We start from the raw sequence: 15,681 nt of genomic DNA, 5'->3' as shown, positions 1-15,681 counted from the left end.
CCCTAGGGGGGACCTCAGTGAAAACCATCGATTTCGTCATCCTGGCGATCTACGCCGTCGCCATCTTCGGCCTGGCCCAGTGGGTTTCCCGCGACAAGGGCGGCCACAAGAAGGACTCCACCGACTACTTCCTGGCGGGCAAGGCCTTGCCTTGGTGGGCCATCGGCGCGTCGCTGATCGCCGCCAACATCTCGGCCGAGCAGATCATCGGGATGAGCGGCTCGGGCTACGCCCTGGGCCTGGCCATCGCCTCCTACGAGTGGATGGCGGCCCTGACCCTGCTGATCGTCGGCAAATTCTTTCTGCCGATCTTCCTGAAGAACAACATCAGCACCATGCCGCAGTTCCTGGAACAGCGGTACGGACCCAGCGTCCGCAACGTGATGGCGGTGTTCTGGCTGATCCTCTACGTCTTCGTGAACCTGACCTCGATCCTGTGGCTGGGCTCAATCGCCATCCACACCGTGGCCGGCATCGACCAGATGCTCGCCTTGGTGATCATCGGCGTCTTCGCCCTGGCCTATCAGCTGTGGGGCGGCCTGAAGGCCGTGGCCCTGACCGATATCGTCCAGGTGGCCCTGCTGATCACCGGCGGCCTGATCATCGTCTACCTGTCGCTCGACAAGATCGGCGCGGGCCAGGGCGTCGTCGCCGGCTTCAACCATCTGACGACCCAATTCCCCGAAAAGTTCGACATGATCCTTTCGAAGGACAACCCGCACTACAAGGACCTGCCGGGCCTCAGCGTGCTGTTCGGCGGCCTGTGGGTGATGAACGTCTCGTACTGGGGCTTCAACCAATACATCATCCAGCGCGCCCTCGGCGCCAAGAACATCGCCGAAGCCCAGAAGGGCATTGCCTTGGCGGCCTATCTCAAGCTGTTGATGCCGGTGATCGTCGTGCTGCCGGGCATCGCGGCCTTGATCCTGGTGCCCGGCCTGGCCAAGCCCGACCAGGCCTATCCCGAGATGATGAAGCTGCTGCCGCCCGGCGTGCTGGGCCTGGTGTTCGCCGCCCTCGTGGCCGCGATCGTCGCGTCGCTGGCCGCCAAGATCAACTCGATCGCCACCATCTTCACCTTGGACATCTACGCCAAGGTCAAGACCGGCTCAAGCGAAGGCCACCTCGTCACCGTCGGCCGCATCACCGCCGTCATCGCTGTGATCATCGGCATCATCATGGCCAAGCCGCTGCTGGGCAAGGCCGAGCAGGCCTTCCAGTTCATCCAGGATTTCACCGGCTTCTTCACCCCGGGCATCGTGGTGATCTTCATGCTGGGCCTGTTCTGGAAGCGCGCCACCACCGCTTCGGCCCTGGTGGCCGCAATCGGCGGTGCGGCCCTGTCAGGCGCCTTCTTCGTCGCCGACAAGATGGGCGTGTTCGTGATCCCGTTCATGAACCGCGTCGGCCTGGTGTTCCTGTTGACCCTGGCCGCGGCGATCGTCGTCTCACTGGTCGCGCCACAAAAGAAGGCCGTCAATATCGTGAGCCTGGAGGGGGTCAGCTACAAGACCACCACCGGCTTCAACATCGCCGGCCTCGGCGTGATCCTGATCCTGATCGCGCTCTACGCCATCTGGTGGTGATCATGCGGACGTCGCTGTAGCAATGATCGCTCAAGCCTGAACCTCAAACCCCGTCACGGTTCGCCGTGACGGGGCGTCGTCAGATATGGTTGTTCCGGGCGCCGACGAAGCACGCTACACAAGGTCAGACCTTTCGAAGATTCGTGCTTCGAGAGGGGTTTGAGGGGAAAGTGAACTTGGCGATCCGTACGCAGCCGGGCCTGAGCCTGACCTATGGCCTCGTCGAAGCGCTGGGCCAATCGATCGTCACCGGCGAATATGTCGAGATCGGCTTCCCGACCGAGGGCGAGTTGTCCAAGCAGTTCGGAGCCAGCCGCACGGTTACCCGCGAGGCGGTCAAGATGCTGACCGCCAAGGGCCTGCTCAGCGCCCGCCCTCGCCACGGCACGGTGGTCGAGCCAGAGAACGAGTGGAACCTGCTGGATCCCGACGTCCTGCGCTGGCTGCTGGAACGCAAGTTCAGCCTTCGCCTGCTGGCCGAGTTCACCGAGATGCGGCTGGGCATCGAGCCCGCCGCCGCCGCCTTGGCCGCCCGCAACGCCGACAAGGCGGGGCTGGATGGTATCCGCAAGGCGCTGGAACGGATGAAGGCCGCCGCCGAGGGCGAGGACGATCCGCTGTCGGCCGACATCGCCTTTCACGTGGCAATCCTCAACGCCACCAAGAACCCGTTCTATCGCGACCTTTATGAGCTGGTGAACACCGCCCTGCGGATCTCGATCCGCTTCACCAACCGCATCAAGGGCCGCACCGCTTCGATCCCGTCGCACGAGGATGTGGCCACCGCGATCATCGCCCGCGACGCGGTTGCCGCCCAGAGCGCCATGCAGATCATCATCGTCGACGTGCTGGAACTGATCCGCGCCGCCTCGCCCGGCACTGAATCCGAAGCCGCCCGCCGCGACGCCTGAACGGGCGGTTGCGCCCCGACCCGTTTGGGTGAATAGTGACAGCGTTGTCATAAAGAGCCCGCCTCTAAGCGCGGGCCCGCGAGGAAACGCCATGCTCTCCGTTTTGAAAACCTTGACCGCCTGCGCCCTGTTATCGGCCCTGGCCGTCGTGCCGGCGGCCGCCGGCGAAATCACGCCGCGCGATCAGGTCAAGGCCATGACCCGCGGTGTCAACGTGCTGGGCTATGACCCGCTATGGAAGGACCCGGCCACGGCCCGCTTCCAGGTCGATCGCCATTTCAAGGTCATCAAGAACGGCGGCTTCGATGCGGTGCGCATCAACCTGCATGCCTTCTCGCACATGGACGCCGACAACCAGCTTGACCCGGCCTGGCTGAAGACCCTCGACGCCGTGGTCGCGGCCGCGCTGGACCAGAAGCTGACGGTGATCCTCGACGAGCACAATTTCGGCGATTGCGGCGACGACCCCGCCACCTGCAGACCCAAGCTGTCGGCCTTCTGGAGGCAGATCGGCGAGCGTTACAAGGACGCGCCCGACGGTGTGGTTTTCGAGTTGCTGAACGAGCCCAACAAGGGCCTGACCGACGACCTGTGGAACAGCTGGATCGCCGAGCTTCTGCCCATTGTGCGCGCCACCAATCCAACCCGCAACGTCATCGTGGGTCCGGCTTTCTGGAACAATATCAGCCATCTGGACAGACTGTCCCTGCCGGCCGCCGATCGCCACCTGATCGTCACCGTCCATTATTACCTGCCGATGGAATTCACCCACCAGGGCGCGTCGTGGAATCCCGACACGCCCAAGACCGGGGTGACCTGGGGCACGAAGGCCGAACGCCAGCGGATGAAGACCGACTTCGACGGCGTCCAGGCCTGGTCCAGGGCCAATGACCGACCGATCCTGCTGGGTGAGTTCGGGGCCTATGACAAGGGCGGCATGACCTTCCGCGCCGCCTACACCGCCGCGGCCGCCCGCCAGGCCGAGAAACGCGGCTGGGCCTGGGCCTACTGGCAGTTCGACAGCGACTTCGTAGTCTATGACATCAAGAAGGATGCGTGGGTGGCGCCGATCCATCGGGCGCTGGTTCCGTAGTCTCCTTCCCGTCTCCCCGGCGAAGGCCGGGGCCCAGGTGAAACCCACGAGCCGCGCTGGATGAATCTGGGTCCCGGCATTCGCCGGGAAAACGGCGGTGGGTTTCGTTCTGGATGACACTGCAGAGAATTCGCGCCATTCCATCCCGCCCCTGAGTCCCCCACAGGAACCGTCCCGTGCAGAAGCCCTACGTCGCCGCCGGCACCCGCTATGACGCCATGCCCTACCGCCGGACCGGCCGCAGCGGCCTGGACCTGCCGGCGATCTCTTTGGGGCTGTGGCAGAACTTCGGCGGCGCCGACGTCTTCGAAACTGGCCGCGCCATCCTGCGCCGGGCCTTCGACCTGGGCGTCACCCATTTCGACCTGGCCAACAATTACGGCCCGCCCTACGGCTCGGCCGAGGAGAATTTCGGCAAGGTCATGGCCAGCGACTTCGCCGCCCACCGCGACGAACTGATCCTTTCCACCAAGGCCGGCTGGGACATGTGGCCAGGTCCCTACGGCAAGGTTGGCGGTTCGCGGAAGTACCTGATCGCCAGCTGTGACCAGAGCCTCAAGCGCATGGGCGTCGACTATGTCGACATTTTCTATTCGCACCGCGTCGATCCCACGACGCCGCTGGAGGAGACCATGGGCGCCCTGGCCCATCTGCATCGCCAGGGCAAGGCGCTGTACGTGGGCATCTCGTCCTATTCGCCCGAGTTGACCCGCCAGGCGGCGGCCATCCTCAAGGCCGAGGGCGTGCCGTTGCTGATCCACCAGCCGTCCTACTCCATGCTCAACCGCTGGATCGAGGACGGCCTGCTGGACACCCTGGACGACCTCGGCGTCGGCTGCATCGCCTTCTCGCCGCTCGCCCAAGGCATGCTGACCAACAAATACCTCGGCGGCGTGCCGCAGGACTCGCGCGCGGCCAAGGCGGGCTCGCTGGGCGGTCATCTGCTGAGCGCCGACAATCTGGCCCGCATTCAGGCGCTCAACGAGATCGCCAGCGCGCGCGGCCAGAGCCTGGCCCAGATGGCCCTGGCCTGGGTGCTGCGCGATCCGCGCATCACCTCGGCCCTGATCGGCGCCCGTACGGTGGCCCAGATGGAAGACTCCCTGGCGGCGCTCAACACCCTGTCCTTCACCGCCGAAGAGCTGGCCCAGATCGATCGCCACGCCACCGAGGGCGCGATCGACCTCTGGAAGATCTCGTCGAACCTGTCGGCGTCGGACCTCCCCAAAGGCTGAGCCGACCCTTCCAGGCGGGGCGCATCGACGCGTGGATTGCGTCCGCGATGTCACAGAAAGCTCAAATCCGACGAGGCCATGCCCCGACATCCAAGCCTTACGATCATTTAATCCGGCGAACGCCGTTTCTCGGCTAGAAGGCGATTGGCTGTTCAAACCACCGGAGCTGAGGTTCGTCGTGCATCAACGGATTAATAAACGCGGCCTGCGTTCGACTGCGTTGCCGTTGGTGCTTTGCATCGGCGCACTGAGCCTGACAGCCTGCGACCAAGGCAAGGACAAGGCCAAGACCGACACCGCCAAGAAGCCGGGCGTGACCGCTAGCCTGACGGTCAGCGTCGTGCCAGTCACCATCCAGTCCCTGCCCCGGCTGATCAGCGCCTCGGGCACCGTCACGCCATGGGAAGAGGTGCCTGTCGGCGCCGAGACCGGAGGCCTGACCGCCGTCTCGGTCAATGCCGAGGAAGGCCAGACCGTTCGCCAGGGCCAGATCCTGGTCTCGCTAAACGACACCATGCTGCGCGCCCAGCTTCGCCAGCAGGAAGCCTCGGTGGCCAGCGCCAAGGCCACCCTGGCCGAAGCTACCGCCGCGCTGGGCCGTTCGCGCGAACTGCAGGCCAAGGGCTATCTGTCGCAAGCCTCGCTCGACACCGCCACCGCCCGCCAGCAGACCGCCCTGGCCCAACTCGCCTCCGCCGACGCCTCGCGCAACGAGACCTTCGCCCGCCTTGGCCAGGCCGCGATCCGCGCCCCGGTCTCGGGTCTGATCAGCCGCCGCAGCGTGACCAAGGGCCAGATCGTCTCGGCCGGAACCGAGCTGTTCCGCATCGTCCGCGATGGCCGGCTGGAGCTTGACGCCGAGATTCCCGAGACCAACCTGCTGGCGGTCCAGGCCGGCATGCCCGCCACCGTGACCTCCGACCAGGTCGGCCAGACCACCGGCACGGTTCGCATCGTCACGTCCGAGGTCAACGCCCAAACCCGTGTCGGCCTGGCGCGCATCAGCCTGGCCCCCGGCAGCGGCTTCCGCTCGGGCATGTTCGCCCGCGCCCAGATCTCGGCGGGCGTCCGCCCCGCCCCGACAATCCCGACCGCCGCCATTCTATACAGGCAAAACCAGTCGGGCGTGTTCGTGGTCGACGCCAACAACCACGCCCGGTTCAGGCGCATCGACATCCTGTCGCGCAACGCCAACCAGACCGCCGCCGAGGGCCTGTTGGCCGGCGAGCGCGTCGTGGTCGAGGGCGCGGGCTTCCTGGGTGATAACGACGCCGTGCGCGTCGTCGCGGCCAAGCGCTAGGGGATCGCGATGGAAAATCCGAACCCCAACCAAAACAACATCTCGCGCTGGGCGATCAGGAACCCGATCCCCGTCATCCTGCTGTTCCTGCTGCTGACCATCGCCGGCGTCTCTGGCTTCACCAGCATGCGGATCAACGACAATCCCGACGTCGACCTGCCGCTGGTCATCGTCAACGCCTCGCGCCCCGGCGCCGCGCCGACCGAGCTGGAGACCCAGGTCACCCGGCTGATCGAGGACTCGATCGCCGGCCTTGGCCAGGTGCGCCACATCAGCTCGACGGTCGGCGACGGCTATTCCTCGACCTTTATCGAATTCGAACTGGGCGTCGATCACGAGCGGGTCACCAACGATGTCCGCAACGCCATGGCCAATCTGCAGAGCGCCCTGCCGCAGGACATGCAGATCCCCAATGTCACGCGCATCGACATCTCAGGTAATCCGCTGATCACCTACGTCGTCCAGGCCCCAAACCTGACCCCTGAACAGCGCAGTTGGTTCGTCGACAACGACGTTAGCCGCGCGTTGCTGTCCATCAAGGGAATTGGCCAAGTGAACCGCCGGGGCGGCGTCAATCGCGAGATTCAGGTCGCCCTCGACCCCGATCGCCTGTCGGCCCGGGGCGTCACCGCGGCCGAAGTCAGCCGCGCCCTGCAATCGGCCAATGCCGACCTGCCCGGCGGCCGGGTCACCGTCTCCGGCTCCGAGCGCGCCATCCGCACCCTCGGCGCGGCCAACACCGTAGATCAACTGCGCGAGACCCGCGTCCAGCTGAACAACGGCGAGACCGTGCGCCTGGGCGACCTGGGCGAGGTCACCGACCACTGGGCCGAACCGCGCGACCAGGCGCGGTTCAACAACCAGGAAGTCGTGACCTTCAACATGGTCCGCTCGCGCGGCGCCTCCGAGGTCAAGGTCGCCGAGAAGGTCCGCAAGGAGGTTGAGAAGCTCGACAAGGAGCACCCCGAGCTTCAGATCGTCGAGCTGACCTCGAACGTGAAATATATCGAGCAGAGCTACTATGCTTCGCTGGAGGCGCTCGGCCTGGGCGCCCTGCTGGCGGTGCTGGTGGTGCTTCTGTTCCTACGCGACTGGCGCGCCACCTTCCTGGCGGCCGTTGCCATTCCCCTGTCGCTATTCCCGACTTTCGCGATCATGGCCCCGCTCGGCCAGTCGTTGAACGGCGTGACCCTGCTGGCGCTGTCCCTCACCGTCGGCATTCTGGTCGATGACGCCATCGTCGAGATCGAGAACATCGTCCGGCACATGAGAGGCGGGAAATCGCCCTATCACGCGGCCATGGAGGCGGCCGACGAGATCGGCCTGGCGGTCGTCGCCACCACCTTCACCATCGTAGCGGTGTTCGCGCCGGTCGGCTTCATGCCCGGAATCATCGGCCAGTTCTTCAAGGCCTTCGCCCTTGCCGCCTGCGTCTCGGTGCTGTTCTCGCTGCTGGTCGCCCGCATGCTGACTCCGCTGATGGGGGCCTATATGCTCAAGGCCCACAACAAGCCGGACAAGGATCCGGCGTGGATGGGGCCCTATCTCAAGAGCCTGAACTGGGCGCTGGGCCACAAGATCATCGTGGCCCTGCTGGCCATACCGATGCTGGTCGGCACCGTCTTCCTGGCCACCCATCTGCCCTTCGAGTTCCAGCCGGCCGCCGACCGCGGGCGGGCGCCGTTCAGCCTCGAGCTGCCGCCGGGGGCGACGCTCAACGAGACCGACGCCATCGCCCAGCGCATGACCCGCGAACTTCGGGCTCGTCCGGAAGTGACCGGGGTCTACGCCTCGGTCGGCAACGACGGGGTCAACAAGGCCGAGCTGACCGCCGATCTGGTCGGCAAGGGCCAGCGGATGAGCCAGCGCGACTTCAGCCGCCAGATGGTCGATCAGTTCAAGGCGATCCCCGGCGCGCGGATCGGGGCCGGCAGCAACAACGGCGGTGGTCCCAGCGACGGCTCCAGCTACACGCTACGCCTGGTGGGCGACAACGGTCCGCAACTGGAAGCCGCCGCCCGCTCGGTCGAGGCCCAGATGCGCAACGTCCCGGGCCTGGCCAATGTGGTCAACACCGCCGCCATCGCCCGGCCCGAGATCATCGTCTCGCCCAAGCCCGACCAGGCCGCGCGGGCCGGGGTCACCGCTGGCGCGATCTCGCAAGCCGTGCGCGTCGCCACCATCGGCGACATCGACCAGTCGCTGCCCAAATATAATCTGGGCGACCGCCAAGTGCCGATTCGCCTGCGCCTGACCGACGACGCCCGCCAAGACATGTCGGTGCTGGAAACCTTGAAGGTGCCGTCCAGCCACGGCGGCTCGGTGCCCCTGAACGCCGTGGCCGACGTCCGCTACGGCGCCGGCCCGTCGCAGATTTCGCGGCAGGACCGGGCCCGGGTGGCCGAGATCACCGCCGAGCTCGACGGCATCGTGGTCGGCGAGGCCAGCAAGCGCGTTCACGCCCTGTCGTCGGTCAAGACTCTGCCGACCGGCGTCAAGGAAGTGGCGGCTGGCGACGCCGAGTTCATTCAGGAGATGGTCACCGGCTTCATGGCCGCCCTGATCACCGGCATCCTGCTGATGTACGTGGTGCTGGTGCTGCTGTTTCGCAGCTTCGCCCATCCGGTGACCATCATGGCTGCTCTGCCCCTGGCCATCGGCGGCGCCTTCCTGCTGCTGGTGCTGGCCAAGAGCAGCTTCTCGATGTCGACCCTGATCGGCATCCTGATGCTGATGGGCATCGCGGCCAAGAACTCGATCCTGCTGGTCGAGTACGCGATCATGGCCATGAAGGGCGGCATGAGCCGCCACGAGGCCCTGCTCGACGCGGCCCACAAGCGGGCTCGGCCGATCATCATGACCACGGTCGCGATGGCCGCAGGCATGGCGCCGGTGGCGTTCGGCTTTGGCGCCGACGTCGAGTTCCGCGCGCCCATGGCCATCGCGGTGATCGGCGGGCTGATCACCTCGACCTTCCTGTCGCTGCTCTACATCCCGGTGGTGTTCGTGTTCATGGACAAGCTGAAGAACTGGTCCAGCAAGATCACCGACAAGATGTTCAAGCACCAGCACGCCACGCCCACCCACGTCCAGGCGCCGCCTTCGGAGCCGGTCTTCGGCGGCGGCGGCCGGGAGCTTTAACCCCCGGTCTGCGCCGTCAGACGACATTCGAGCCCCCTCGCCAGACGGCGAGGGGGCTTTTTTACTTGTCCCGGCGCCCGCCATCGGGTCTCGATCCCTTCGTGACCGGTGCGACTCGCCGGCCCCGGGGCCCGCGCATGCATTCCGATCTCGACACCGACACCGCCGCCGCCCGTGCGCTGTTCCAGTCACTGGAAGGCATGGAGGGCCTCTCCCGGCCCGAGGCGAGCGCGCCAACGGCGAAGGTGGGCTTCCCCGGCCAGGCGGCGCTGATCAAGCTCTATCCCGGCGTGCTCGTGGCGGTGACCATCGCCCTGGCCGCCTCGTGGCTGTCGCAGCACTACGGCGCGCCGGTCATGCTGTTCGCCCTGCTGTTTGGCATGACCTTCCACTTCCTGCACCAGGAAGGCCGCTGCATTCCCGGCATCGAGTTCTCGTCCAAGGCCATCCTGCGGTTCGGCGTCGCCCTGCTTGGCGCGCGGATCACCGCCAGCCAGATCCTGGGCCTGGGCCTGACGCCGATCGTCACCGTGGTCATCGCCATCGGCTCCACGATCCTGCTGGGCGCGGTGCTGTCCAAGCGCCTGGGCCTGCGCTCCAGCTTCGGCGTCCTGTCCGGCGGCGCGGTCGGCATCTGCGGCGCCTCGGCGGCCCTGGCCATCGCCTCGGTGCTGCCCCGCACCAAGGACAGCGAGCGCGACACCATCCTGGCCGTGGTCACGGTCACGGCCCTGTCGACCATCGCCATGATCACCTATCCGCTGCTGACGGCGGCCCTGCACCTGGATCATACTCGGGCGGGGATCTTCCTGGGCGGCACCATCCACGACGTCGCCCAGGTGGTGGGGGCAGGCTACATGATCTCGCCGCACACCGGCGACGTGGCCACCTATGTGAAGCTGCTGCGGGTGACCATGCTGCTGCCGGTGGTCTTCGGCATCGCCTTCGTCGTGGCGCGCATGGGTCCCGGCGCGAGCGGCGGCGCGAAGCCGACCGTGCCGCTGTTCCTGGTCGGTTTCGCGGCGCTCGTGGTCATCAACAGCCTCGGCTGGCTGGCCAAGCCGGTCACCGACGCGGCCAGCGAAGTTTCGCGCTGGTGCCTGGTCACCGCCATCGCCGGCCTCGGCATGAAGACCTCGTTCAAGGACCTGATCACCGCCGGCTGGCGTCCTGTCGCGCTGATGGTGATCGAAACCGCGTGGATCGCGGGGGTGGTGCTGGTGGCGGTGGAGGTCTTCACCTAGGCGTCTAACCATTCTCACCTAAAAGCCTTGTCATCCCGGACGAGCGCGCAGCGCGAAGATCCGGGATGGCAGTTTTACGGGCGAAAGGTGTTGCGACGGGTTGGCGACACCAGGACTCACGTCGTCCGCGCCGTCCGCAGCGCCTGGGCCACCAGCGGCGCCAGCTTCTGGCCAATGAGCCTGGCGCCCGCCGCATTGGGATGGATGCCGTCGCCCTGCATCAGTTGCCGCGAACCGCCCACTCCGGCCAGCAGGTTAGGATAGAGCGGCGCCGCGAACTCCTTCGCCAAGGCTGGATAGATCGCGTTGAAATCGCGGGCGTACGACCCGCCGATCAGTGGCGGCGCCGCGATGCCGACCAAGACGGTGCGGATGCGCCGGTTTCTCAGGCTTTGCATTATGGAGCGCAGATTGGCCTTGGTCACTCGGGGCTCGACGCCCTGCAACAGGTCGTTGCCGCCCAGCGCCACCACGCACAGGGCGGTGTCGGGCGCGATGCTGAAATTGACCCGCGCCAGCCCGCCGCCGCTGGTGTCGCCCGACACTCCCGCCGCGCGTACCTTGGCGAATACGTTCATGCGCTGCAGGGCGACCTGCAGTTGCGCCGGCATCGCGTCGCGGGCCGGCAGGCCCAGGCCGGCGGTGATCGAGTCGCCCAGCACGGTGACCACGGGCGACTTGGGCGGGATCACCGGCGTGGCGGCGACCTGTGAGGCGGCGATCAGACCGAGGGCGATCTGGCGACGGCTGAGAAAACGCGGTGCGGTCAGGCTCATGTCTTCCTATGTAGGTTGGCGCTCGTCCCAACAATGGGTGGGGATTCAGGAAGTTTCATGTCCAACGCCACTTCGCCGCCCCTGCCCGCTTCCACGCCTGTCCTCGCCCTTGAAGCCGTCACCCTGACCCTGCCTTCGGCGGCCGGACCCGTGCACATTCTGCGGGGCGTCGATCTGACGGTGAACCCTGGCGAGCGGGTGGCGGTGATCGGTCCCTCGGGCTCGGGCAAGTCATCGCTGATCGCGGTCGGCGCCGGGTTGGAGCAGCCGACCTCGGGGGTCGTGCGGTTGTTCAACCAAGATCTCGCCAAGCTCGATGAAGACGGCCGGGCCAAGCTGCGGCGAGGCCGCGCGGCCCTGGTTTTCCAAGCGTTCCACCTGCTGCCCAACATGACCGCCGAGGAAAACGTCGCCACCCCGCTGGAGATCGCCGGCGCCAGGGACGCCCTGCCCACCGCGCGACAATGGCTGGACCGCGTGGGCCTGCCCCACCGCCTCACCCACTATCCGCACCAGCTGTCGGGCGGCGAGCAACAGCGGGTGGCCCTGGCCCGGGCCCTGGCCGCGCGGCCGGCCTTGCTGTTCGCGGACGAGCCCACCGGCAATCTCGACGCCAAGACCGCCACCACCGTCGCCGACCTGATGTTCGCTCTGGTGGCCGAGGTCGGCTCCGCCCTGGTCATGGTCACCCACGACCCGGTGCTGGCCGAGCGCGCCGATCGCATCGTACGGATGGCGGACGGCCAAATCGTCGGCAAGATCGAAGCCTGATGGCCGCTCTCTCGCTGAAACTGGCCGCCCGCGAGCTGCGTTCGGGCGTTCGCGGCTTTCGCATCTTCCTGGCCTGCCTGGCCCTGGGCGTGGCGGCCATCGCCGCCGCTGGCTCGACAGCCGAGGCTTTTCGCCACGGCCTGGCCAGCCAGGCGCGCGAGATCCTAGGCGGCGACCTGTCGTTCTCGATCGAGAACCGCGACTTCACCCCCGCCGAACGCGCCGCCTTCGACCGGCTGGGCGTCACCACCTACACCGCCGGCGCGCGGGCCATGGCCGAAGCCCCCAATGGGGAACGCCGGCTGGTCAGCCTGCGCGGCGTCGACGGCCGCTTCCCGCTGGCCGGCACGGTAAAACTCGATGGCGCCCCCAGCGTCGTCGCCGCCTTGGCCGACCGCGACGGTGTCCCCGGCGCGGCGGTCGAGCCGGCGTTGCTGGACCGCCTGCACCTGAAACTCGGCGACCGGTTCGAGGCCGGGCCGGTCACTCTCATCGCCCGCGCCGTGCTGGTGAGCGAGCCTGACGGGCTTTCCCGAGGTTTCTCGCTGGGGCCGCGCGTCATGGTGCGCGACGACGTTCTGCAACGTACGGGTCTGCTGGCGACGGGTGGTCTGTCGGCTCGCACCGTGCGCATCGCCCTGCCCCCTGGCCAGGACCCCCGCGCCCTGGGCAAGGCCACGGTCGCCAAGTTCCCCGACGCCGGCCTGCAAGCCCGCGACCGCCTCGACGCCGCGCCCGGCGCGAGGCGGTTGATCGACCAGCTCGAATATTTCCTCGGCTTCATCGGACTGGCTTCACTCGTGGCCGGCGGCCTGGGCGTGGCTGGCGCCGTCAGCGCCTATCTGGCCACTCGCGAGCCGTCGATCGCGGTGCTCAAAGCTGTCGGTGCGGATGGGGCCTTGATCCGCAACCTCTACCTGATCCAGATCGGCGTGCTGGCCGCCTCGGGCGTCGCCATCGGCCTGGCGATCGGCGCCGTCGCCCCGCTGATCCTGGGACAGCTGGCCGGCTCGTCCCTGCCGATCCCCGCCTTGTTCGCGGTCTATCCGTGGCCCCTCGCCAAGGCCGGCTTGTTCGGCCTGCTGGCGGCGGCGGCCTTCTCGCTGATTCCCCTGGCCCGGGCCCGGCGAACGCCGCCTTCGGCCCTGTTCCGCCGCAGCCTGGGCGGTCGCATTCCGCTTAGCCTGGAAACGGTGGGCGCGGTTCTGGCCGGCGCGGGCCTGGCCGCCCTGGCCGTCGTCACCGCTCCGACCCCCGTGGCGGCGGGGATCATGATCGCCGGCGTCATCGTGTCGTTCGCGATCCTCTGGGCGCTGGGTCGGGCCGCCGCCTGGGGCGCGGGCAAGGTCCGGCGACTGGCCAGCGGCCCCGCCAAGCTCGGCTTGGCCAACCTGGCCGGACCGCGCTCGGCGGCCCGCACCGCCAGCCCGGCCATCGGCCTGGGCGTGGCTTTGCTGGCCTGCGTGGTGCTGATCCAGTCGGCCCTATTGGCCCAGATCACCACCACCGCGCCGCGCACCGCCCCAACCATGGTCTTCACCGAGATCCCCGGCGACCAGGCCGCCGCCTTCGACGCCGAGGTCGCCAAGGCGATCGGCCCGCTGACGCCCAAGACCTATCTGCGCATGCCGTTCGCCACCGGCCGCATTAGCGGCCTGAAGGGCAAGCCCGTCGATCTGCAGACCATCAAACCCGGCCAACGCTGGGCGTTCGACAACGACATCGGCCTGTCGCTTCTGGCCGGCGAACCCACCGACCCCGGCACGGTCGGCGGTCATTGGTGGAAGCCCGGCTATGCCGGCCCGCCCCTGCTGGCCCTCAACACCGAGATCGCCGACGCCGCCGGGCTCAAGCTCGGCGATATCGTCACCCTCAGCATCCTGGGCCGCGACATCGACGCCAGGGTCGCGGTGTTGCGCAAGATCGAGTTCGGCGGCTTTGGCCCCAACTTCAACCTGATCCTCAACACCCAGGCGCTCGAAGGCGCTGACCTGCGCAGTGTCGCGATCGTCCGCCTGGACAAGGCGCGGGAGGCGGCTCTGACCCGCCGTCTGGGGACCAGCTTTCCGAGCGTCAACGTGATCAGCGTCCGCGAGCAGCTTGATGCGGCGGCCGCCCTGTTCGACCGCCTGGCCCTCGCCGTTCGCGGCGCGGCGGCGGTGGCGGGGCTGGCGGGCCTGCTGGTGCTGGCCGGGGCCATCGCCGCAGGAGCGCGAGCCCGGGCCCGCGAGGCCGCCACGCTCAAGGTGCTTGGCGCGACGCGCGGCCAGATCCTGCTGGCCTACGCCATCGAATATGGCGCGGTCGGGCTGATCGCGGGCACGGCGGGCGTGACGTTGGGTTTCGCCGCCGCCTGGCCCGTGGTGGTCAAGGTGTTCGAGGCCAGCTGGAGCGTCGACTGGGGCGGGGTCATGATCCTGCTGGCCGGCGCGGCGGGGGTTTCGACGGCGGGCGGGCTTTTGGCGGCGGCGCTGGCGCTGGCGCAACGACCGGCGCCGGTGCTGCGGGCGGATTGAGCAGGGGGTCTGTCGCGCTGCCCGACCCGGCCTGCGGCAGGCTGTTGATCGGCACGCCGGGCAGCATCGGCTCGCCCGTCCACTCCCAGTGCCAGGGCTCGTAGACATAGTTGACGAAGCCGAAGCGACCGGCGTTGGCGACCAGCCAGCGATAGAGGTCCGACCGGGTCATGATCAGCCGGTTGGCGTCGTTGCTGCTATCGGGGCCAAAGCCCAGGGCGGCGGCGATATAGACGTCCATCGCCAGACCGGTTCGGTGGGCCGAGCAGATGGTGCGGACCATGCCCTGGCAATTGTTGTCGCGGGCGCAGCGGGCGGCGTCGGCCGCCGGGTCGCGGAAGCCGGAATAGATGGTCAGGGCCTCAGGGCGGGTGAGCACGCCGGCGGCCTTGGCCTCGGCGTACATCCGGCGATAGGCCTCCAATGCGCCGGGGCGCAGCTGAATGATCTTGCCGCCAAAGCTTTCCTGCGGCCGCGCGGTGGCCAGGCTCGAGACCGCCGGCGCATTGGGGCAGACGCCCTCTCCATTGACCCGCACGAACGGCCGCGCCCGGTGCCAGCGCACAAGCATCACCTTGAAGGTGTCCGGATCGAAAGTGCCTGTCGCCTTCAGACCGTGGCCGCCCTGCCAGCGCGCCAGGGCGTCGGCGAAGCGCGGCGTTCCCGGCGCGCAGGCGGTGGCGATCTCGTTGGCGACACGCGGGGCGTAGATCTCCCAGCCGGTCTCGCCCCTGCCGAACGGCGCCCAGGCCATCGTGCCCAGCGAAGCGGCGTTGACCGGCGCGGCGCTGACCGAGGGACCGCCCGGCTGGCAGTCCTCGGGCGGTCCGCCGGCGATCGGCGCGGAAGCGACATTCGGCGCCGACGGCGGATCGTTCGATGGCAAATAGCTCGGCGGCTCATACTCGACCGGCGGACGCGGCGCCGAGACCGACGGCGGCGGCACGGAAGGCGCGGGCCTGTTGGGCCAGTTCACCCAAGCGAAGAACGCCGCGACGAGCACGGCCAGCGCTCCGAACACCCAGATCAGCCGACGCAGGATCTTCAATAGGGGCTCCCCCGCCACTTTGGAACTTAGCCATGGCTGAAGGCTTCAGAGTGGCTAGGC

Annotated in this window: 11 protein-coding genes; 9 read left to right on the top strand and 2 right to left on the bottom strand. The window is 67.8% G+C overall.

What is annotated here, in order from left to right:
* The first annotated feature begins 17 nt into the window (after nt 1–17).
* The 7 genes from ACP696_RS19135 to ACP696_RS19105 all read left to right on the top strand — a co-directional run bounded on the left by ACP696_RS19135 (nt 18) and on the right by ACP696_RS19105 (nt 10,510).
* A complete protein-coding gene (locus ACP696_RS19135) occupies nt 18–1,586 on the top strand; it encodes a sodium/sugar symporter (RefSeq protein ID WP_426014110.1) in 1,569 nt (522 codons plus the stop codon).
* Between the two features lie 182 nt (nt 1,587–1,768).
* Nucleotides 1,769–2,497, top strand: coding sequence for a FadR/GntR family transcriptional regulator (locus ACP696_RS19130; protein ID WP_426014240.1), 729 nt, complete (start codon nt 1,769–1,771; stop codon nt 2,495–2,497).
* 91 nt (nt 2,498–2,588) lie between these two features.
* Nucleotides 2,589–3,590: a glycoside hydrolase family 5 protein gene (locus ACP696_RS19125; protein WP_426044181.1), complete on the top strand. Its 1,002-nt coding sequence runs from the start codon at nt 2,589–2,591 to the stop codon at nt 3,588–3,590.
* 218 nt (nt 3,591–3,808) lie between these two features.
* On the top strand, nt 3,809–4,825 hold the full coding sequence (mgrA, locus tag ACP696_RS19120) for an L-glyceraldehyde 3-phosphate reductase (RefSeq protein WP_426032086.1): 1,017 nt from the start codon (nt 3,809–3,811) through the stop codon (nt 4,823–4,825).
* 178 nt (nt 4,826–5,003) lie between these two features.
* Complete coding sequence (locus tag ACP696_RS19115) at nt 5,004–6,125, top strand: efflux RND transporter periplasmic adaptor subunit (RefSeq protein ID WP_426032069.1); 1,122 nt, start codon at nt 5,004–5,006, stop codon at nt 6,123–6,125.
* Nucleotides 6,126–6,134: 9 nt separating this feature from the next.
* Nucleotides 6,135–9,266: an efflux RND transporter permease subunit gene (locus tag ACP696_RS19110; protein WP_426032071.1), complete on the top strand. Its 3,132-nt coding sequence runs from the start codon at nt 6,135–6,137 to the stop codon at nt 9,264–9,266.
* Between the two features lie 137 nt (nt 9,267–9,403).
* Nucleotides 9,404–10,510 carry a YeiH family protein gene (locus tag ACP696_RS19105; protein ID WP_426014115.1) on the top strand — a complete coding sequence of 369 codons (1,107 nt, stop codon included), beginning with the start codon at nt 9,404–9,406 and terminating at the stop codon, nt 10,508–10,510.
* 116 nt (nt 10,511–10,626) lie between these two features.
* Here ACP696_RS19105 and ACP696_RS19100 read toward each other — a convergent pair whose 3' ends face one another.
* Nucleotides 10,627–11,286 carry an arylesterase gene (locus ACP696_RS19100; protein WP_426044180.1) on the bottom strand — a complete coding sequence of 220 codons (660 nt, stop codon included), beginning with the start codon at nt 11,284–11,286 and terminating at the stop codon, nt 10,627–10,629.
* A gap of 57 nt (nt 11,287–11,343) precedes the next feature.
* Here ACP696_RS19100 and ACP696_RS19095 point away from each other — a divergent pair, with 57 nt between their 5' ends.
* Nucleotides 11,344–12,057 (top strand): ABC transporter ATP-binding protein, encoded by a 714-nt coding sequence (locus tag ACP696_RS19095; RefSeq protein WP_426044179.1) that lies wholly within the window; start codon nt 11,344–11,346, stop codon nt 12,055–12,057.
* On the top strand, nt 12,057–14,573 hold the full coding sequence (locus tag ACP696_RS19090; RefSeq protein ID WP_426044178.1) for an ABC transporter permease: 2,517 nt from the start codon (nt 12,057–12,059) through the stop codon (nt 14,571–14,573). Before ACP696_RS19095 ends, ACP696_RS19090 begins: the two co-directional genes overlap by 1 nt.
* On the opposite strand, the gene ACP696_RS19085 is transcribed toward ACP696_RS19090, so the two are convergent.
* Nucleotides 14,467–15,621: a D-alanyl-D-alanine carboxypeptidase family protein gene (locus ACP696_RS19085; protein WP_426014123.1), complete on the bottom strand. Its 1,155-nt coding sequence runs from the start codon at nt 15,619–15,621 to the stop codon at nt 14,467–14,469. The two genes, ACP696_RS19090 and ACP696_RS19085, sit on opposite strands and share 107 nt — an antisense overlap.
* Nucleotides 15,622–15,681 lie beyond the last annotated feature (60 nt).

It is taken from the genome of Caulobacter sp. DWR3-1-2 (genome assembly GCF_049896225.1).
GTDB lineage: Bacteria > Pseudomonadota > Alphaproteobacteria > Caulobacterales > Caulobacteraceae > Caulobacter.
The sequence above is the reverse complement of the archived record's forward strand: the minus strand, read 5'-3'. Positions and strand labels throughout refer to the sequence as shown.